We start from the raw sequence: 19502 nt of genomic DNA, 5'->3' as shown, positions 1-19502 counted from the left end.
TCAGGGCGCGGGGGTGCGCGCGGTGTCCTCCCAGAGGAAGCCGTCGGGGTCGGTGAACGGACCGGCGGCGGAACCGACCGTGATCCGGTGGGAGCCGGACCCCTCGGCGGGGACGCCCGCGTCCTTGGCGAGGGCCTTGCGCTTGTAGAGGCCCAGGGTGACGGCGCCCTGGCCTCCGGCGAACTGGACGTACTTGCTGCCGAAGCTCTTGTCCACGGTGAGCCCGCAGTCGACGTAGTACCGCTTGGTGGCGGCGACGTCGTCGACGCCGAGCAGGAGGACCACGGAGTCGAACTCCTTCGCGGCCGGGGCGGAGTCCTTCCTGCCGGACGTCGCGATCTTCCAGATCGTCCCGTCCGGGGCCCGGAGGGTGCCGCCCACACCCCACAGCGACTTGGCGACCGGCTTGATCACCGTGCCGCCGGCCGCGATCCCGGCATCGAACAGGGCGCGGACGTTCCCCGGCTGGGAGGCGGTGAGCGAGAGCGTGAAGCCGCGGAATCCGCTGGTCGGCTCCTCGGAGGCCCGCAGCCTGACCCGCTCGCCCAGGCCCAGGGCGTCATGGAAACGGGCAGCGGCCTCGACGTCGGCGGCTTCGATGGTGACATGCTCGATGAAGGTCATACGAACACGCTAGAAGCCGCCCGGCCGCCGGCGCTTCTTCAATCCTGACCGGTCGGCGTGGCGCGCGGGGCCGAGTCCAGTTCGCGGGCGGCGGTCAGGACGGGCAACCAGGCGTGGAGGAACTCGGCCAGGGCGTGGGGAAGGCGGACGGCGGCGGTGAGGATCACCGGTGAGGGCGCCGATGGCGGCCAAGGTCGCGGTGGTCATGGCCTCAAGGCTGCCGGCTCCGGCGTCCGAACGCATTCGCCGGGCGGGCATCGGCAAGAGCACGCTCCACAAGGCGGTGTCAGGAGAGAGCTTTCCGCGGTGGGCACGGTCGAGGCGGTGCTGCGAGCCTGCGGCGTCCGGAAGGCCGAGTCGGCCGCCTGGCAGCAGGCGCACCGCCGGGCCTGGGCGGAGCGGACGGAATCCGCCGACGCCGCTCCCACCGGGGAGACCGGTTCCGGGACGGGCGACGCGTGGCTGACGGCGGCGGCCGCCCGCGGGCTCGTCCCGCTGCCCTGCGTCGGCGAGGACGAACCCGCACCGGTCGCGCAGATCCGGAGCGGAAGGCCCCGATCCCGGTCCTGCTCAGCCTCGCCTCCTACGGGGCGAGCCGCCGGCCGAGTGGCTCGTCCGCGCGGTCGCGGAGGCCTACGACCGGATCGACGGACGGCTCGTGCGGTCGTGGCCGACCGCTGACCTGGCTGAGGACCGGGGCGACGCCGGTGCCGCCCTCCGTTGAGGACGCCGAGCGGTGGAAGGCGACCTACCCGGTCGTCCGGGACGGCTTCATCGACCAGCTGTGACCCGGCCCCGAGGCCGAGGCGGGCCTACCGCGCCGTTCTGGTGGCCACCCTGGAGCGGCTCGTCAGGGCCTCGGCCGGGCGGTGACCCGGCCGGGGCCGTGGCCTGGGCCTCAGGGCAGGAGGGACAGGGCGTCGAGATCGAGGGCGTGGTGGGCGTGCCTAGTGATCATGGTGCAGAACATGTCGTCGCCCCGGGCGGTGCGCTCGACGAGGGTGGAGGCGCCGATGCCCATGATGACGCCGTGGAAGGCGTAGCGTCGGTAGGCGTCCCAGCAGTCGTCCCAGGACACGGAGACGCCGCGTGCGGTGAGGCCGGAGTGGTGACGCCGGACGAGCGCCTCCTCGTGGTCGCGCCTGGCCTGGACGGGCAGGCTGGAGCCGAGGAAGTAGGCGAGGTCGCCGCCGCCGGGGCCGAACGCGCAGGTCTGCCAGTCCAGGATGACCGGGCGTGCGCCGCCGAACAGCAGGTTGTCGGCGCGGAAGTCGCCGTGCGCGAGGGTGGAGGCCGCCGCCTCCTGGACGAGGTAGTTCCCGAGAGACGGCAGGAACCGCTCGATCAGCTCGATGACCTGCGGTTCCAGCCGTGACGCGTAGCGTGCCTTGAACTCGTCGTACAGGACGGTCACCATCGCGGCGGTGAAGGCGGAGGCCTCGGCGTCGTTCCGGTTCAGCCAGGGCAGGGCGGCGAGATCCGGGTCGTTCCAGCCGGTCGCGTGCAGGACGGCCATCTCGTCGACGGCCGCGGCGGCCTCCTCCGGGGTGATGCCGGCGATCTGGTCGCCGGGTTCGGCGGGGGCGAGATCGTCGAGCAGGACCACGTACCGGTCGTCTTCGGCGTCGTAGGCGGAGAAGTAGCAGGCGGGCACGCTGGCGTCGAGGGTGCCGGCGATCTGGGCGTAGAAGCTCGCCTCGACCTCGTAGGTGCGGACGGCCTTCGCGGCGGCGCGGCTGGCCTCGGCGGCCGCGGGGATCTTGGCGATGATCGTCGCGGCGAGGGGGGCCGGACGGTCGTAGGTCAGGTGCAGGCGCAGGCTGTCGGACACCTGGCCCGTGCCGACCGGCCGGGCCGTGACGGCGGTGATCTCGGCGCCGTCCAGGTGCGGGGCGAGAACGTCGGTGAGCCATTCGGCGGTGAGGTCCGCGGCCACGGTGATCGCTTTGCTCATCGGCCGGCCTCGGCCGCGAGGTGGGACCAGCCGTGCTCGCGCCAGCCGGGCGGCTGATGCCATTCGGTCCAGCCGTGCCCGACCCGGCCGTCTTCGGCCTCGAAGCGGCACAGGGCGCGCGGGAAGTGCGCGGGGCGTCCGTCCGGCGAGACGACGGCGACCGGCGCGAACGCCACCGGGACGGCCTTCATCGCAGCGCCGGGCACCCGCAGATCCGACGATTCGGGCAGGTCTTCGGCGGTGAAGCGGGTCTCGGCGGTGAAGCCGTCGCGGTGCTCGATCCGTCCGCCGGGCGGCACGGTGAACGACGGCCACGGGATCGCGAAACCGAGGTTGGCCTGCATCCCGTGGAACGACGTGCCGTCATCGAGCCGCCCGGACGACCACAGCCACGAGACCGACCACCAGTCGCGCTCGCCCCAGCTGTGATCGCGCTCCCCCGACGCCGTGACGGCGATGGTCTCCTCGCCGATCGTCACCGTCCCGGACACGGTGCACGGGATCTCGTAGCGGGAGATGTCCTTGTAGGGGTAGACGCCGTCGATGGTGTCCCACCGCAGGTCGAACCCTAGATGGATCTTCTCGGCGCCGGAGGTGTCGCCGTAGGCGGCGGTGGCGTCCTCCAGAACGACCGCCCGGCCGTCCAGGGCGACGGTCGCGGAACCGAACGGAAGGTCGATGCTCTGCGTCGCGTCATAGCCGTCGGCGTGGACACCGGTGCTCCCCGGCCCGGGCAGCGGCGCGTCGTTGTCGACCAGGATCACGAGCGGACGGCCGGTCCCGGTGACGCACGCCCAGTACCAGGCCCTCCCCCAACGGGGATAGAGCCCGAGCCGGACGTACCCGGCGAGCGAGCCGTCCGCCGTCGCGAAGTCGAAGTAGTAGGACTCGTTCCACAGCCGTTCGGGACCGGGCTCGTGCAGCCCTTCGTCCTCGGGCGTCAGCCGCCAGGTGCCGTGATCGATGATGTGGACCATGGGGTGCTCCTCCGGGGGTGGGAGAGGCCGTCGGGATGGCACCTGATCATGCTATGGACACCGGTGTCCGCGCCAGGCCGCCGCCCGGACGGCTTCAGGGGCGGTCCCGGCCGGAATCCGCGCGCTCGATCGCCAGTTCGTCGAGCCTGCGCAGAACACCGGTGACGATGCCGAAAGCGGTCGCGGGGCGGTTCTCGAGGATCTCTTCGGCCCTGGAGAGGGTCCGGCGGAGCTCGGCGACGGTGGCGATGGTCGTCGTGTTCCCCGGCTCGGAGAGCAGGTCCTCGAGCAGGAGCCCGGCCTCGTTGAGGAGGTCTCGTGCGGCTCCGGTCAAGGTCCCGGCCGTCGGTACGGGACGCCGGGAGGGCCGGGCCCGTTCCAGGATGAGCGCCTCGACCACCGCCAGGGTGCAGGACCAGGACGGTTCGGTGTCCTCGGAAGCGCCGCCGCTCCACAGGCCCCGGAGCGGTCCGTCCTCGTGACGCCGTCTCCCGAGGCGTTCCCAGTAGGCGTCGGTGGCGCCGTCCTCGGTGTCGAGTCCGAGGCCGGCGAGGGTGAGAGCGTTCTTCAGCAGAAGCGGGAGCGTGTCGGGCACCGGCATCTTCAGGAGCGGACCGGGACCCGCGGCTTCGGCTCCGTCCAGGCGAACGGTCTCCGGTCCTGAAGCCTCGCGGGTGTCCCTGTCGTCGATCTCCTTGAGAACTCGATGGAGGCGCCGTCCTTCGGCCCCTGCTCCGCTGATCTTCTGGTCCGCGATGAGAAGGGACATGACGAACAGGCTGCTGTGGTGGGAGTCCCTGCCGTCCGCCGATCTCCAGGGCACCTCTTCGACCGGCCACCGGGCCGTTCCCAGGGTGCCGACGGTCCGCCAGTACTGCGCGACGAGTTCCCAGCGAAGCCGGAAGGCCATGGCGAGACGCTGCTCCTCTTCGGTCAGCAGCCCGAGGAGGGTGACCTCCGTGTGGAACAGCTCGCTCAGGGCCTCCATCACGGTGACGGTGGCGGGCAGAAGCGGAGCCGGGGCCGCGAGTCCCATGGGCTGTGGCGCGGCCGGGTCGCCCATGTCGACCGGTGGGGCGTTCTCGCAGACCCCCCATGACCAGCCGGTCTCGAACAGATCGCCGGGGCCGGGCGGCTCGAACGAGATTCCGAAGGCCAGCTCTTCGAGTGCCGCACGCACCCGCTCCAGGGCGGTGTTGAGTTCGGCCACCGTCCGGCGCTGCGAGCGGCCGTCGTCCAGCTGCCGGAGCAGGTGCGTTCCCGCCTCCGAGTCGGCCTGATAGGTGCGGACCACGAAGCTTCGGAGCAGGCTCACCATCGCGGCGGTGAGGCGGTCGTGCGCCAGCCGCTCGAGGTGCTCGGACTTTCGAGCGAGCACGGCGCTTCGCGTGCCCGGGGTCCGGCGGAGGTGGGCGAGGGTTCGGAGGCAGAGCGAAAGGGCCGCGGCATGGTCTTCGACCGTCTCCAGAGCCCTCTGCTCCGGAGTCGGAGGCTCTCCGGGAGTGGAGCTGGCCAGCCGCGCCCCCGCCGGGAAGACGGGCCCGGAGGTGTCGAGCCATCGTTCGAAGTGCTCGACGAGGAGATCGGCGAGGAGGACTCCGACGTCGGTCCGTTCTCCCAGGGGCTCGAAGGCCTCGACGACGACCGGCGGGTAGACGTCCTGCCGGAACATGTCGGCGATGCTGAGCACGATGAGCAGGTGGCGCGCCTCTTCGCCCGAACCCATCCGGGTCGGCGGCAGCCAGCGCCCGTACCGTGTCGAGGCCCGGACGGTCGACCGCAGAATGTCGATCAGGGCCGGCTCCGGCCGCTCCCACCAGCGTTCCGGCGGCGTCTCTCCGGTCCTCGGCGCGGCGGGTCCCGGCTCGCGGGGATCGCGGGACGCGAGACCGAGTTCCTTGAGCACCGCGACGGGCACGGCCGCGAACGCGGGCGCCAGCCGACGGCTCTGAGCCCCTGCGGCGGGCGCGAAGGCCTCGACGTCTCCCGCCCCGCCCTGCCGCGCGGCGGTGAACGCGGAGACCTCCTCGATGACGGACAGAGCCCCGGACCTGCGGATGGTCCGCAGCAGAACCTCCCGGGTCCCCTCGACGAAGTCGTAGGCGGCGGGCCCCGTCCCCGCGGTGCGCAGCAGGCCGCTGATGAAGATCTCGCCCAGATGGGACGGCCGTGAGCCCGGCGCCGTCGACCGCTGGATCAGCCGCATCACCGGCAGGTCGAGGTTGACCGCGGCCAGATGCCCGGCCAGGGCGAAGGCCTCGGGCGAGGCTCCCGCCCGGAAGGCCCGGACCCGCTCCAGGGGGTCGTCCGGAGCGCTGGTCTCAGGGGCACGGCCGAGGGGCCGTCCCGGCGTCGCGTGAACGGCCATGACCTCGATTCCGTCCGCGGCCGTCCCCGCCACGAGCCGTCCCCAGTTCGCCAGCCAGAGCGGGGCGATCTCCAGGATCGGGACGGCGACGCCTCCTTCCGCCGCTCCGCCGAGCCTTCGCAGGCGGTGGTTCGGCAGCCCGGGCAGGCCCGCGCCGAGCCGGACCGGGACGGGCTTGACCGCGGTCCGCTCCCACATCCGTTCCGGAAACGGCTGGAGGACGGCGAGCGGGCCCCGGCTTCCCAGAAGGGCGAGGGCGTCGGCCATCGCCACGCCGCGCCAGCGCGGCCCGACGCAGTCGCTGAGCACGAGCACGGCCTGGCGTCCCGCCGGGTCCAGCAGCCCGCGGACGTCCTGGAGCCGTCCCTTCCTGGCCGTCCTGACGCCGACGCGCTCCTCCTCACTCCCCAGGTAGCGCACCCGGACGTCCCGGAAGGCCCCGGTGCGTTCGAGGAGCCGGGTCAGTTCGCCCGCGAGCTCGTTCCACAGCGCCATGGAGGCGCCGTCGTCGATCAGCAGGACCAGGCGCAGCCACCTTTCCGGGGCCGGCCGCAGCACCGGCACGAGGATCTTCTGTTCGGCGATCAGGGCGACGGTCGCCTGCTCGTCGACCGTGCTGTCGCGGGGCGAGTTCACCAGGCGGCGCAGCGAACTCAGCGACCGCATGAGGTCGAGGCTCCCCGGCAGGGCCCGTCCCACCGGAATCCGGACGGCCGCGCTCTCGGTCGACGGCCGCGGGGGGCGCCGCTGCGGCCGCGGCCGGGGCGGTTCGCGGAAGGCGGGCAGCGCGAGGTGCCCGTCCGGCGGCCGCACCGGCCGGACCCTCGCGAGCCCGGCCGACAGCAGACGGCGTGCGACGTTCCGCGCGGGCGGCGCGGGCGGATCCGCCGCGGGCCCTGGGGCGGAGATCTGGATCGCGAGCCAGAGGGCGTCGGCCAGCTCCTCCGGGCCGGGGTTCAGCCCGGCCGTCTCCAGCGCCCGCAGCAGGGCCGCGTCGGCCCTCACAGCTCGGCGGTGTTCTGGAGCTGCTGGAAGAGCTGTTCGGCGAGCTTGGTCCTGGCGGGGCCTTCGGTCGCACCGATGTTGAGGGAGATGTAGAGGGCGTTGAGGAGCTGGTCGGTGGCCAGGTCGCGTTCCTTCTGGAGGTCGAGGAAGCGGCGGATGAGAGCCTGGCTGTCCCGTGCCCCGTCCGGGCCGAGACGGTGGGCGACGATCCTGGCGAGCCGCTCGGGACCCGGCGGCTCGAGGTGGAGCTGGATGCAGCGCCGCAGGAACGCCGGAGGGAACTCCCTCTCGTTGTTGCTGGTCAGGACGACCAGGGGGAACGCCGCGCACTGGACCCTGCCGGAACGGACCGACGCGGTCTCGCCCGGGTCCGCGGTGGCGACCGTCACCTCGGGCTGGATCCTGGCTATGCGCTGGAGCTCGGGGATCTCGTAGTAGCCCTCCTCGAAGACCGTGAGCAGGTCGTTGGGGAAGTCCATGTCGCTCTTGTCGAGTTCGTCGACGAGCAGGACGCGGGGCCGTTCCGACGGCAGGAGCGCGGTGCCGAGGGGTCCGAGCGTCAGATAGTCGCCGATGTCCGTCCGCGTCTCGGGAAGGTTGACGTCCTGCAGCCTGCTCAGGGCGTCGTACCGGTAGAGACCGTCGGAGAGCACCGACCTGCTGGTGATCGGCCAGCGCAGCACCGGGCCCAGTTCGAGCTCGTGGGCGACGGCGAGGGAGAGACTTGACTTCCCGACGCCCGGTTTGCCGGTGACCAGCAGCGGGCGCCGCAGGAACAGCGCCGCGTTGATGATCTCGAGGGTCTCGGGAGCGGTCTCGTAGCTGACGGCCCGTTCCAGGTCGGCGGCCTTCCAGGCGAGGGACGCCGCGGCCCTCGGCTCGACGGGACCGTCGAAGGCGCGCCAGGCCGGCGGCGGCGGGAGCCGGTCGATCCCGTTGTGCGGCTCCCGCGTGCCGCGGAAGACCAGCCACTCAGGCATGGACAAGGTCAGGCCTCCTGATCGGGACTACGTAGATCATGGACAGAGGTCATCGGCAGGCGATCGGGATCGTCCACGAGGAAGGCGATGCTCCGTCCGCAGTGCTCGCCGGGCGCGAGGTCGGCCTCGATCCGCAGCGACAGCACGAGACGGGGCAGCGCCCGCAGGTTCTCGCCCGTCAGCAGCGGCTCGACGGCCGACCGGAACCGGTGGCCGGGGCAGGTGTCCGCGGAGTGGTCGGTGCAGGCGGCGCGCCGCCAGATGACCACGGGGACCCCCGCGTTGAACGCGGCGTCGACCGCGTTCCTGCGGGTGGCGGACATGTCGCTGGCCAGGGCCAGGACGACGCGGTCCTTCCGGTTGAGGAACCACTGGTAGGTCGACTTGACGTTCGGCCGCTCCTCGCGGCAGTCGATCCAGCCCAGCTCCACGGCCCCGGTGGCGTTCTGCTGCTGGAGCCTGCTCCACCGTTCCCGCCACAGGGGGCGCACGCCCTTCGGCCGGTCCTGGCTGCGGACCACGACCGGGTACTGCGTGCCGAGGGGCGCGTAGGCGTGGCCCAGATGCCAGGACTCGACGGGCTCGGACAGCAGCGGTCTCGGCAGGACGAACGCGATGGTGATGTCGTGCGGGGCCGCCGTCTGCTCGTCCAGGTGCGGGCCCAGGAGGTCGCCGAGGCCGGACCTGATCTGGGAGAGGGTCCTGGGGACGTCACCGGCGTGTTTCATGACGGGGGTGCGGCCGTCGGAGTGGCACAGCCAGACGGCGACGCGGTACCGGCGCGGTCCGCCGGTGCTCGGGCTCAGCCAGACCTCCAGGGATGGGCGGTCGTCCGGCGGAGGTTCTTTTCTCCGCCACTTCGTCCAGGTCTCGGCCTTGCCGATCCGGGCGGCGACCGTGGAGGCCAGCGACTCCAGCCGCCGTGCCGGATGCGGCGGAGCTGAGTCGGCGAGCAGACCCAGCAGCGCCAGCAGCGCGGGCATGCCGTCCTGGCGGGACACCGTGTCGGAGACCGCGCCGACCAGATCGGCGAGGTCCCTCAGCCTGCCGTGGGGGCGGGGCCCGAGATCACCGACCGCCGCCCGGTAGAGGCCCTCGGCGTCGGCCGGGTCGGGGAGGATCCGGCACAGCGCCCGCAGCTCGTCCTCCTCTTCGGCGCGCAGGAGCGCGGCCAGCGGGAACGAGCGATGGATGTGGGAGGGGAGGGCCCGCCACGACGGATCGTCCGGGAGCCCGGGGAACAGGCGCGTGAACGCGTGGACGGGCACGACCAGGCCGCCGAGCACGCGCCTGTCGTTCCTGCTCGTCTTGGCCACTCCGCACACCCGGCCCGTCGCCAGGTCCAGGACGGGGCCGCCGGAGGTCCCCCGCGGGATCTCGTCGCCCTTCACGCGGTGGAATCCCTCGAGCGGACCGACGTACTCCAGCGCCACCGGCGCGAGGGCCGCCGGCGAGCTGTAGATGGTCTGGAAGCCCACGGCGTGCAGCGCCGCGCCCGCCGCGGGTTCCCGGTCGGCCAGCGGGGCGCAGTCGTGCCCGGCGGGCGGATCGTCGAGCCGGACGAGCGCCAGATCGGGATGCGGCCACACGTCACCGCCCGGCCGGTTCGGCGCCGAGGCGATCACGGTCGCAGGGTACTCGGCCCCGTTCCAGCGGATCCGCACCCGGCTCTGGACCTCGTCGGCGCCCGATCCGCGCCCGACCACGTGCGCGCACGTCAGCACGTGGCCCGGCGCGACGAAGAACCCGCTGCCACCGCGGACCCGGGCCTTCTCCTGCACGACCTCGACGGTGATCTCGGCGAGCTGCTCGGGACGGAACACGACCTCAGCCCTCGCGCTCCGGTGGACCGGCCACGCCGTCCACCTCGCCCTGCCCGTGCCGCTCGCCCGCCATGCTCACATGATGACCGACGGCGCCGATCTTTGGCCCTCCTTTCGCCGCAACCTCCTCAGGCGGGGCCCTCGGTGGTGGTGTCGATGTCGTGGTCCACCGCGATCGCGGCGCCCACCTCCATGGACTGGGGAACAGGCTGGAGATGACGCCGAACAGTCCGACGCTCCTGCGGGCCGGCGTCATTTCCTGACCGGTTCGGAGCCGGTCCGCTTGACGACCTTGTCGCCGGGGCGCAGGGAGTCCCAGAGGGAACCCTTGACACGGATCTTCCTTGCCTTGCCGTCCGGAAGGGCGATCTCGACGTAGTGGTAGAGATTCGACCCGTCGGGCATGTTGCGGGACTTGGCGGTGACGACGCCCTCCCATGCCTCGTTCTTGCGCACTCGACGTGACCAGAACATTTCCTTCACCTGCCTTGGATGTCGTTCGCTCACTACCTGTCACCAAGGCTAGGTCGCGGAGACCGGCCGGGCGTCGCCCGCACGTCGGGGCTTTCGGATGCGACTTCAGGCTGAGGGGCGGGGGTGAACGAGACCAAGGTCGTAGGCCATGACGACGGCCTGGACGCGGTCCCTGACGCCGAGCTTGCGCAGGACCGCGGACACATGGGCCTTCACGGTCGCCTCGGAGAGGTCGAGGTGGCCGGCGATCTCGGCGTTGGAGGCGGCCTTCGCGACCAGGGTGAGCACGGCCGGCTCGCGGGCTGTCAGGTCGGCGAGGCGCTCGGGGCGGGCCGGTTCGCTCGGCTGGACGGCCACGAAACGGTCGAGGAGCCTGCGGGTCACGCTCGGGGCCAGGAGGGCCTCGCCGCTGGCCACCACCCTGACGGCGTCGGCCAGCTCCGCCGGGCGCACGTCCTTGAGCAGGAAGCCGCTCGCGCCCGCCCGCAGCGCGGCGTACAGGGGTTCGTCGAGGTCGAAGGTGGTTCAGGATGACGACCTTCGGGGCGCCGGCCCCGTCGTCATGGACGTCGACGGTCAGTTCGGTACCGGTCGCGATGAGGGTGACCTCGACACTGCGGGCGCGGGCATGGCGCAGCGTGTTCGTGAGTGATTCCTGCACGATCCGGTAGGCGGCCGAACCGGTTCCCGGCGGCACAGCCTGCCGTCCAGGCCCTCGGTGCGCACCGTCACGCGCAGTCCCGCGGCGGTCAGCGGCGCGGTGAGGGCCCGTTCCTCCAGGACGACGCGGCGTGCCTCGGCCTGGCGGCGGGCCGAACGCGCCCTGCCCAGTGCTCCCCAGCTCCAGGCCGGCAGAGCGGCGGCCAGTCACAGCAGGCCGAGGGTCAGCCGCCCGTCCAACCAGGGCAGGACGCTCGCCGAGGCCACCGCGCCCGCCAGGCCCCACAGGGACTCGCGGGCCGGGCGGATCCAGGCGAAGGTGCTGACCACGACCAGCGCGATGCCCAGCCCCGCCTCCGGCTACAGCAGCTGGATCCCCGCTCCGGCCAGCAGGACGATCGCGCTCGCCGGGCCGGGGTCACAGGAGGCGGCAGTAGAGGGCGTCGGGGGTGCCGGGGCGTGACCAGGCGGTGGTGAAGGCGATGCCCGCGGCGTACTCGTTCGCGTCGCACTGGGCCTTGTAGTAACCGGAGGCGTAGTCGCCGCCCTCGCCGGTGCCCGGGCGGGTGTCGCCGCGGTCGTCCCAGAGCGTGCGGCCGGTGCCCGCCAGGGGGAGGCGGGCCGGTGCGCACAGGACGGCCGAGAGGCGGACGCCCCGGACGCTGTAGCCGATCATGAACTGGCCGGCGGGGCACTGGTACTTGGTGTAGCCGGAGGCCCAGTCGGTGGTGGAGTTCTGGCCGGTGATCCTCGTCGTGGCACCGGACTGCCAGAGGCCGGCGACCGTGGCGTCGGTGCACAGGGCGCCCTGGCCTCGCTGGCTGATGCCGATGAGGCGCTGGTCGTCGGGGCAGGTGAGCTTGCGGGCGCCGCTGTCCCAGTCTCCGGCGGCGCGCAGGGAGGCGTTGGCGTCGGTGTGCTGGGCGCGCAGCATCGACCAGGTGCGGGGGGCGGGGATCTGGCCGGTGCGGCCGGTCGCGGCGATCAGACGCCGCCAGTGCGGGCCGCGCCAGTCGTCGGCCTGGTCGACGGTGCGGGCCCCGCCCGCGGTGTCGTAGCGGACGAGGCCCCACTGGTTGCCCTGGTCGCCCGAGTGGAAGCCGACGATCGGCCAGTAGGCGAAGTCGAGGTCGTTGTCGATCAGGAAGTCGACGGTGTCGGCGAACCAGGTCCGGTCGGCGCCGGTCGCGTCCTTGCCGACGCCGAACTCGCTGATCCAGACGGGCGCGGTGTAGTGCCGGTCGGCTTCGGTGACGTAGCCGGCGGTGTCGCGCATGACGGTGAACAGGTCGGCGCGGCTGAGATCGCGGTAACGGGCGTCGGTCGTCTCCCCCACGCCCGTCGCTCCACTGTGCCGGGGTCCGGTGTAGCCGTAGAAGTGGGCGGCATAGACGACCTTGTGCGATCTGACCAGGGTGTGCGACAGCGTGCGGACGGGTTTGAGCGCCGGGCGGTCGTGCCAGAATCCGTCGACGGGGAGGCCCGCCCAGTTGATGCCCTCGATCATGATGAGCAGGTCGGGGTTGGCGTCCCTGAGGATGCGGTCCCCAGCGAGCTGGGCGGCCGCGGCCCAGTCGTGGGCGTCGCCCAGGCCCCAGTTCGGGTCGTCCCAGACGTCGCGCCGGACCTCGTTGCGCAGGTCCGCGCCGACGACACGGGTGTTGCCCCGGTAGCGGGCGGCCATGAAGGCCCAGTCGTCCAGCCACCGCTGCACGGTCTGGCCGCTGTTCCAGCGCTCGTTGCCGTCGACGCCGCAGCACCACCGGCTGGTCGTGCTGTGGTTGTTGAGGATGACGCCCAGCCCCGCGGCGCTGAGCGCGTTCACCGCCTCGTCGAACACGGCCAGCGGGCGCAGGCCGTTCAGCGCCGGGTTGGCGGTCAGGCCCGTGACGGGCCGCTCGTCGCGGATCATCTCGTCGGAGAACGGCAGCCGGACGCTGTTGAGCCCGAGCGCCTTGAAGTCGCTGATGATCCGCGCCATCGGCACCCGGTCGAGGCCGAGCGGCGCCCGGTGCGAGACCTCCCCCGCGTGGTTGTTCGCCGGATCCTCGTCCGAGCCGCTGCCCGTCCAGGTGCCGCTGGCGCCGTGCCAGTTGCCCGACCGGAGCCTGAGCCGGTCGCCGGCGGCGTCCACGATGTAGCGGCCGCGCGTGCTCAGCGGGCCGGTCCAGGTCGCGGCCTCCGCCGCGGCGGTTCGGACCTCGGGAGCCGCCCTCGCGGGAGTGACGGTCAGGATGGCCAGGAGGAGGACGGCAACGGTGGCGAGGCGCATGATCATGTCCTTTGTGACGGCTGTCACACACCATAGGCAGAATGATCCACAAAAGTGAATAATCTTCAGTGAGTGGGGATCACCGCCACCGGGCAGTGGGCGTGGTGCAGGACGCCGTGGCCGACGGAGCCGAGCAGGGCACCGGTGAGCGGGCCGCGTCCGTGGGAGCCCACGACGAGGAGGTCAGCGCCCGCCGAAACCTCGGTCAGCACGGCGACGGGCTGCCCGGTGGACAGTTCCTCGACGACCTTGACGTCGTCGTTCATCTCCCTCCACGGCGCCATCAGGTCGGCCAGGCGGTCGAGCGGGTCGATGAAGCCCTGCTCATCCCTGACCAGCGGCGCGATGGCGTCGGAGACCTCCCAGACATGGATCGCCCGTACCTGCGCGCCGCGCGCCCTGGCCGCGGCGAAGGCGAAGGTCAGGGCGGCCTTCGGGTTGTGGTCGAGGGCCACTCCGACGACGACCTCGCCCCGTGCCGGGGCGGTGCCGCCGCGGACCACGATGACGGGACGGGCAAGGTGCCCGGCCAGCCGCAGGCTGGTCGAGCCGAGCAGCAAATCGGCGAAGGCACCGTGGCCGCGCCTGCCCAGTACCAGCTCGGTTCCCTGCGGGGCGAGGTCGGCGAGGGTGCGGATCAGGTCGCCGCGGACGTTCTCGATGGTCACCTCCAGCCCCGGACGGCCCTCCGCCGCAAGACTCCTCGCCTCCTCGAGGGCCTGGCCGGACTGAGCGGCCCTGGCCTCGGTGAACTCCGCCGAAGGGACGTCGGGCAGGCCGAAGACCCACGGCTGCTCGACATGCACGATGCGCAGGGACCGTCCATGGCGGACGGCCTCGTCGGCGGCCCACACGACGGCGGCGCCCGCGGCCGCCGAGCCGTCGGTGCCGACGATCACTGTCTCTGTCCTGTTCATGCGCCGAGCCTGCTCCTCGCGGCGGCCGGGCGGCAGATCCGGAGGTCACGCCCGAAAAGGACCAAGGTCCCCCCGCCGGAGGCCGCACAGCCCCTGCCGGATCGCCGGCGGCCGGACGAGGCTGGCGGTGAACCAGGAGGCAGCTCATGCGACTCACCACCGACCCCCGCCGTGTCGTCGTCGGCGTCGACGGATCCCCCAACTCCTACGCCGCGCTCGCCCGCGCCGCCCGCGAGGCCGAGCGACGCCGGGCACGGCTGGAGGTCTACCTGGCCTCTCCCGCCGCGGCGAACCCGGTGGGCCGGTTCGCCGCCTGGCTGCGGCTCCGCGGGAGCGTGGCCGAACGGCTGCCGGCCGCGCAGCACGTCACGACCCGTCTGCACGTCGTGTCCGGCGATCCGGTGACCGTCCTGGTCGAGGCCGCCCGGAACGCCGAGCTTCTCGTGGTCGGCGCGGGCTCCTGCTCCGGGTCCGGCGGGCCGCTCAGCGGGGCCGTCGTGCCCCGGCTGGTCTCCGGCGCCCCCTGCGAGATCGTCATCTGCTCCGGGCGGGCCGTTTCCGGCGACCGCGGGTGATCGTCGATGCGTTCAGGAGCGGTGGAGGGGGACCCGCCACGTGAGGATGGTCCCGCCGCCCTCGCGGCCGGCGGTGGCGAAGGTCCCGCCCAGGGCCTCGGCCCGGTCGGCCATGTTGCGCAGGCCGCTGCGGCGGCCCCCCTCGGGGATGCCTCGGCCGTCGTCCTCGATGCGCAGGACGACGGCGTCGGTGACGTCCACGGCGACGTCGACGCGCCGGGCGCCCGAGTGCCGGACGATGTTCGACAGCGCCTCGGTGACGACGGCGAGCAGATGCTCGGTGATCCCCTTGCCGACCGCGGTGTCGAGGAGCCCGTCGAGCCGTACGGAGGGGGCGAAGCCGAGCACTCCGGCGGCGTTGTCGACGATGGTGTGGATCCTGCTGCGCAGGCTCTCCTCGTCGGGCACGGCCTGGAGGGCGAAGATCGTCGAGCGGATCTGGCGGATGGTGTCGTCCAGGTCGTCGACGCTGCGCTGGATCCGGCGGGCGACGTCGGGTTTGTCGGTGAGCTTGACCGCGCTCATGAGCTGCATGGCCGTCGCGAACAGCCGCTGGATGATCGTGTCGTGCAGGTCCTTGGCGATGCGGTCACGGTCCTCGAGCAGGAACAGCCGTTCGGCGTCGCGGCGGCGTTCGGCCAGCTCCAGGGCCAGTGAGGCCTGGGCGGCGAACGGACCCAGCAGCCGCACGGCCGTCTCGTTGAACCGGGGCCGTCCGGGGAGGTTCATGACGGCCAGGACGCCCCGCACGGCGTGCTCGGTACCCAGCGGGACGATCAGGGCGGGCCCGATCTCGGCCCTATCGGTGATCCCCGCCCCGACGCCCGCGGCCCCTGCGTCGGGGAGCAGCAGCGGTTCCCCGGTCCGGTAGACGGCGCCGCCGAGGGTCCGGTCCAGGGGCAGCCGCAGGCCGGTCAGGCCGTCGCCGCCGCTTCCGGAGACGACCTCGATCACGAACTCGCCGGTTCTCTCGTCGCAGATCGACACGGTGGCCAGGTCGGCGTCGCAGATGGCGCGGGCCCTGTCGGCGACCAGGCTCATCACATCGTCGGGCGGGCTGCCGGACAGCAGCGCGGTGGAGACCTCCGAGGTCGCCTGGCGTGAGCGCTCACGGCGGCGGCTCTCCTCATACAGCCGGGCGTTCTCGATCGCGACGCCCGCCGCGGTGGCCAGGGCGATGACGACGGCCTGGTCCTCCTCGTCGAACTCCCCTCCCCCGGCCTTCTCGGTGAGGTAGAGGTTGCCGAAGACCTCCTCGCGGACCCGGATCGGGACTCCGAGGAAGCGCTTCATCGGCGGATGGTCGGCCGGAAACCCGACCGACTCGGGATGCGCGGCGAGGTCGCCGAGGCGCAGGGGACGCGGCTCCTTGATCAGCAGTCCGAGGATGCCGTGCCCGTGCGGCCAGTGCCCGATCCGGGCGATCTGCTCGTCGGTGACGCCGGACGTCACGAACTGGACGAGGTGCTCGCCGTCGTCGCCGATCACTCCCAGAGCGCCGTAGCGGGCGTCGACCAGGGTGGTCGCGGCCTCGGTGATCCGGCGCAGGACGGTCTCGAGATCGAGATCGCTGCCGATCGAGACGACGGCCTCCAGCAGGGCGTGCGTGCGGTCCCTGGCCGACCGGACCAGCTGGGGCAGGATCAGCCGGTGGTGGTCGTCCTCGCTCATCCCCCATGTGTACCGCCCGGTGGCGGCGGCGTCCAACGGAGGGGACCTTGGTCCTGTTCCGGGCGGGCCCTTCGCACTTGGCGTCCCGCCACGGTGCCGGGATACGTTGTTGCCAGAGGCTTTTCGGAAGGGTGGAGCCGATGGGTGCCGGTCCGGTCCGTGTCTTCCTCGTCGATGATCACGAGGTCGTCCGCAAGGGCGTCGCGGCGCTCCTGGAGTCCGAGGGGGACATCGAGATCGTCGGGGAGGCCGGAACGGTCGCCCAGGCCCTCGCCCGGATCCCCGCCGCGCTCCCGGACGTCGCCGTGCTCGACGTGCGGCTGCCCGACGGCACGGGCGTCGAGGTCTGCCGGGAGATCCGTTCCCGTCTCCCCGAGGTCAGCTGCCTGATGCTCACTTCCTTCTCCGACGAGGAGGCCCTGTTCGAGGCCGTCATGGCCGGGGCTTCCGGCTATGTGCTCAAGCAGATCCACGGTTCCGATCTGGTCGGAGCGGTACGCACCGTCGCCGCCGGGCAGTCGCTGCTGGATCCGCGCTCCACGGCGCAGATGCTGCACCGCATCCGCGAGCGCGAGAACCGCAAGGATCCCCTGGCCGCGCTGACCGCCCAGGAGCGGACGATCCTCGAGTTGATCGGCGAGGGCCTGACCAACCGGCAGATCGGCGAGCGGATGTTCCTGGCCGAGAAGACGGTCAAGAACTACGTCTCCGGGCTGTTCGCCAAGCTCGCGATGAGCCGCCGGACCCAGGCCGCGGCCTTCGCCGCCCAGCTGAAGGCCGCCTCCGCCGGCCGCCGCGACGGAGACTGAGCCCGTTCTCACCCCTCCCCCGGCCACGTCCAGCCGGTGATCTCCGGAGCGTCCTCGCCGTGCTCGCGGGTGTGGGCGCGCAGCCGCAGGCGTTCGTCGGCCATCTTCTGGCGCAGGTGCGAGGCCCTGACCGCGAGGCCGGGGACGCGGTCGATGACGTCCATGACGAGGTGGAAGCGGTCGAGGTCGTTGAGCATGACCATGTCGAACGGGGTCGTGGTGGTGCCTTCCTCCTTGTAGCCGCGCACGTGCAGGTCGGCGTGGCCATTCCTGCGGTAGGTGAGGCGGTGGATGAGCCACGGGTAGCCGTGGAAGGCGAAGATCACCGGCTTGCCGGTGGTGAACAGGGCGTCGTAGTCACGGTCGGTGAGGCCGTGGGGGTGCTCGGTGTCGGGCATCAGCCGCATCAGGTCGACGACGTTGACCACCCGGACCTTCAGATCCGGGAGTTCGCGGCGGAGGAGGTCGACGGCGGCGAGGGTCTCCAGGGTGGGGACGTCTCCGGCGCAGGCCATGACGACGTCGGGTTCGGCGCCCTGGTCGCTGCTGGCGAAGTCCCAGATGCCGATGCCGCGGGTGCAGTGGGCGACGGCCTGGTCCATGGTCAGCCAGGCGGGGGCGGGCTGCTTGCCCGCGACGACCACGTTGACGTAGTCGCGCGAGCGCAGGCAGTGGTCCATGACCGACAGGAGGGTGTTGGCGTCCGGCGGCAGGTAGACCCGGACGACCTCGGCCTTCTTGTTGACCACGACGTCCAGGAAGCCGGGGTCCTGGTGGGTGAAGCCGTTGTGGTCCTGCCGCCACACGTGCGAGGACAGCAGATAGGTGAGCGAGGCGATCGGCCGCCGCCAGGGGATGCCGCGGGTGACCTTCAGCCACTTGGCGTGCTGGTTGAACATCGCGTCCACGATGTGGACGAACGCCTCGTAGGTGGTGAAGAGGCCGTGCCGTCCGGTGAGCAGGTAGCCCTCCAGCCAGCCCTGGCACAGATGCTCGCTCAGCACCTCCATGACGCGGCCGCGCGGCGCCAGGTGCTCGTCGCCGGGGAGGATCTCGCCCGCCCAGACACGGTCGGTGACCTCGAAGACGTCCGAAAGCCGGTTGGAGGCCACCTCGTCCGGGCCCATGACCCGGAACGTCCTGGGGTTTCCGGTGATGACGTCCCGCAGCATCCCGCCCAGGACGCGGGTGGCCTCGGCGGACGTCGCGCCGGGGGAGGCGACCTCGACGGCGTACCGCCTGAAGTCGGGCAGGTCGAGTTCCTTCAGCAGGAGGCCGCCGTTGGCGTGCGGGCTCGCGCTCATCCGCCGGTCCCCCGCGGGTACCTGCTCCCGGAGGGCCGCGACGGGGCGTCCCTGGTCGTCGAAGAGCTCTTCGGGACGGTAGGAGCGCAGCCACTCCTCCAACTGGGCGAGATGTTCGGGGTTGTCGCGGACTCCGGAGAGCGGCACCTGGTGGGCCCGCCACGTTCCCTCGACGGGCACCCCGTCGACCTCGCGCGGGCCCGTCCAGCCCTTCGGGGTCCGCAGGATGATCATCGGCCAGGCGGCGCGTCCGGTGGAGCCGCCCTCACGGGCCGCGGCCTGGATCCTGGCGATCTCCGAGACGGCCTCGTCCAGGGTGGCGGCCATCTTCTCGTGCATGGTCATCGGATCGTCGCCGCTGACGACGTAGGGCTTGTGACCGTAGCCCTCCAGCAGGCTGACCAGCTCGGCCTCGGGGATCCTGGCCAGAACCGTCGGGTTCGCGATCTTGTACCCGTTGAGGTGCAGGATCGGCAGCACCGCGCCGTCCCTGACCGGATCCACGAACTTGGTCGAGTGCCAGCTCGTCGCGAGCGGTCCGGTCTCCGCCTCGCCGTCGCCGACGATGCACGCGACGACCAGATCGGGATTGTCGAACGCCGCACCATAGGCATGGGCGAGGGAGTAGCCGAGCTCACCGCCCTCGTGGATCGAGCCGGGCGTCTCCGGCGCGACGTGCGAGGGGATGCCGCCGGGAGTGGAGAACTGTCGGAACAGCCGGGCCATCCCCCGCTCGTCCTGGGACACACCCGGATAGACCTCGCTGTAGGTGCCGTCCAGCCAGGCGCCCGCGACCGCGGCCGGGCCGCCATGCCCAGGGCCCATCACATAGATCAGGTTCAGGTCGCGCTCACGGATGATCCGGTTCAGATGGGCGTAGCAGAAGGTCAGGCCGGGCGAGGTTCCCCAGTGGCCCAGCAGGCGCGGCTTGATGTGGCCGGGGCGCAGCGGCTCGCGCAGCAGCGGATTGCCCGACAGGTAGATCTGGCCGGCGGACAAGTAGTTCGCCGCCCGCCACCAGGCGTCGACGAGCTTCAGGTCGGTCATGGTTCCTCACTTGTCGGAAGATCGGCGTCGCCCTGGTCGGGT

The 19502-nt window shown here is 72.1% G+C and carries 16 protein-coding genes and 1 pseudogene; 3 read left to right on the top strand and 14 right to left on the bottom strand.

Annotation, left to right across the window (positions count from 1 at the left end; all coding sequences use genetic code 11):
- From ABD785_RS23410 to ABD785_RS23365, 10 genes and pseudogenes are all read right to left on the bottom strand, one after another.
- Positions 1 to 624: a VOC family protein gene (locus ABD785_RS23410; protein WP_344831941.1), complete on the bottom strand. Its 624-nt coding sequence runs from the start codon at positions 622 to 624 to the stop codon at positions 1 to 3.
- A gap of 38 nt (positions 625 to 662) precedes the next feature.
- Complete coding sequence (locus ABD785_RS23405) at positions 663 to 791, bottom strand: hypothetical protein (RefSeq protein WP_344831939.1); 129 nt, start codon at positions 789 to 791, stop codon at positions 663 to 665.
- A 731-nt stretch (positions 792 to 1522) separates the two neighbouring features.
- A complete protein-coding gene (locus tag ABD785_RS23400; protein ID WP_344831936.1) occupies positions 1523 to 2578 on the bottom strand; it encodes a phosphotransferase in 1056 nt (351 codons plus the stop codon).
- The gene (locus ABD785_RS23395; protein WP_344831933.1) at positions 2575 to 3555 is read right to left on the bottom strand and encodes a DUF7064 domain-containing protein; all 981 of its coding nucleotides are present in this window, start codon (positions 3553 to 3555) and stop codon (positions 2575 to 2577) included. Before ABD785_RS23395 ends, ABD785_RS23400 begins: the two co-directional genes overlap by 4 nt.
- A gap of 94 nt (positions 3556 to 3649) precedes the next feature.
- Positions 3650 to 6928 carry an SCO2524 family protein gene (locus tag ABD785_RS23390; protein ID WP_344831930.1) on the bottom strand — a complete coding sequence of 1093 codons (3279 nt, stop codon included), beginning with the start codon at positions 6926 to 6928 and terminating at the stop codon, positions 3650 to 3652.
- Positions 6925 to 7908 (bottom strand): AAA family ATPase, encoded by a 984-nt coding sequence (locus tag ABD785_RS23385; protein ID WP_344831927.1) that lies wholly within the window; start codon positions 7906 to 7908, stop codon positions 6925 to 6927. Before ABD785_RS23385 ends, ABD785_RS23390 begins: the two co-directional genes overlap by 4 nt.
- An 8-nt stretch (positions 7909 to 7916) precedes the next feature.
- Positions 7917 to 9731, bottom strand: a complete 1815-nt coding sequence (locus ABD785_RS23380) for a VMAP-C domain-containing protein (protein ID WP_344831924.1) — start codon at positions 9729 to 9731, stop codon at positions 7917 to 7919.
- Between the two features lie 252 nt (positions 9732 to 9983).
- Positions 9984 to 10205 (bottom strand): DUF7489 domain-containing protein, encoded by a 222-nt coding sequence (locus ABD785_RS23375; protein WP_344831921.1) that lies wholly within the window; start codon positions 10203 to 10205, stop codon positions 9984 to 9986.
- 105 nt (positions 10206 to 10310) lie between these two features.
- On the bottom strand, positions 10311 to 10658 hold the full coding sequence (locus ABD785_RS23370; protein ID WP_344831918.1) for a response regulator transcription factor: 348 nt from the start codon (positions 10656 to 10658) through the stop codon (positions 10311 to 10313).
- A 133-nt stretch (positions 10659 to 10791) separates the two neighbouring features.
- Positions 10792 to 10866: pseudogene (locus tag ABD785_RS23365) on the bottom strand (hypothetical protein); the annotation flags it as partial.
- A gap of 57 nt (positions 10867 to 10923) precedes the next feature.
- Here ABD785_RS23365 and ABD785_RS23360 point away from each other — a divergent pair.
- Positions 10924 to 11328 (top strand): hypothetical protein, encoded by a 405-nt coding sequence (locus tag ABD785_RS23360; protein WP_344831915.1) that lies wholly within the window; start codon positions 10924 to 10926, stop codon positions 11326 to 11328.
- Here the strand turns inward: ABD785_RS23360 and ABD785_RS23355 are convergent.
- Entirely contained in the window at positions 11284 to 13137 is a 1854-nt protein-coding gene (locus ABD785_RS23355; RefSeq protein ID WP_344831913.1) for a glycoside hydrolase family 5 protein, read from the bottom strand. The genes ABD785_RS23360 and ABD785_RS23355 overlap by 45 nt on opposite strands.
- A gap of 65 nt (positions 13138 to 13202) precedes the next feature.
- Positions 13203 to 14054 (bottom strand): universal stress protein, encoded by an 852-nt coding sequence (locus ABD785_RS23350; protein ID WP_344831912.1) that lies wholly within the window; start codon positions 14052 to 14054, stop codon positions 13203 to 13205.
- Positions 14055 to 14200: 146 nt separating this feature from the next.
- Between ABD785_RS23350 and ABD785_RS23345 the strand changes: the two genes are divergently transcribed.
- Positions 14201 to 14629 carry a universal stress protein gene (locus tag ABD785_RS23345; protein ID WP_344831910.1) on the top strand — a complete coding sequence of 143 codons (429 nt, stop codon included), beginning with the start codon at positions 14201 to 14203 and terminating at the stop codon, positions 14627 to 14629.
- A 12-nt stretch (positions 14630 to 14641) separates the two neighbouring features.
- Here the strand turns inward: ABD785_RS23345 and ABD785_RS23340 are convergent, their stop codons facing one another.
- Positions 14642 to 16300 carry a GAF domain-containing sensor histidine kinase gene (locus ABD785_RS23340; protein WP_344831907.1) on the bottom strand — a complete coding sequence of 553 codons (1659 nt, stop codon included), beginning with the start codon at positions 16298 to 16300 and terminating at the stop codon, positions 14642 to 14644.
- 140 nt (positions 16301 to 16440) lie between these two features.
- Here ABD785_RS23340 and ABD785_RS23335 point away from each other — a divergent pair, with 140 nt between their 5' ends.
- Positions 16441 to 17109 carry a response regulator transcription factor gene (locus tag ABD785_RS23335; protein WP_344831905.1) on the top strand — a complete coding sequence of 223 codons (669 nt, stop codon included), beginning with the start codon at positions 16441 to 16443 and terminating at the stop codon, positions 17107 to 17109.
- Between the two features lie 8 nt (positions 17110 to 17117).
- On the opposite strand, the gene ABD785_RS23330 is transcribed toward ABD785_RS23335, so the two are convergent.
- On the bottom strand, positions 17118 to 19460 hold the full coding sequence (locus ABD785_RS23330) for a phosphoketolase family protein (RefSeq protein ID WP_344831902.1): 2343 nt from the start codon (positions 19458 to 19460) through the stop codon (positions 17118 to 17120).
- Between the last annotated feature and the right edge of the window lie 42 nt (positions 19461 to 19502).

The organism is Actinocorallia longicatena (genome assembly GCF_039534125.1).
In the GTDB taxonomy this organism is placed as follows: Bacteria; Actinomycetota; Actinomycetes; order Streptosporangiales; family Streptosporangiaceae; genus Actinocorallia; species Actinocorallia longicatena.
This window is presented reverse-complemented; position numbering and strand designations above follow the sequence as displayed.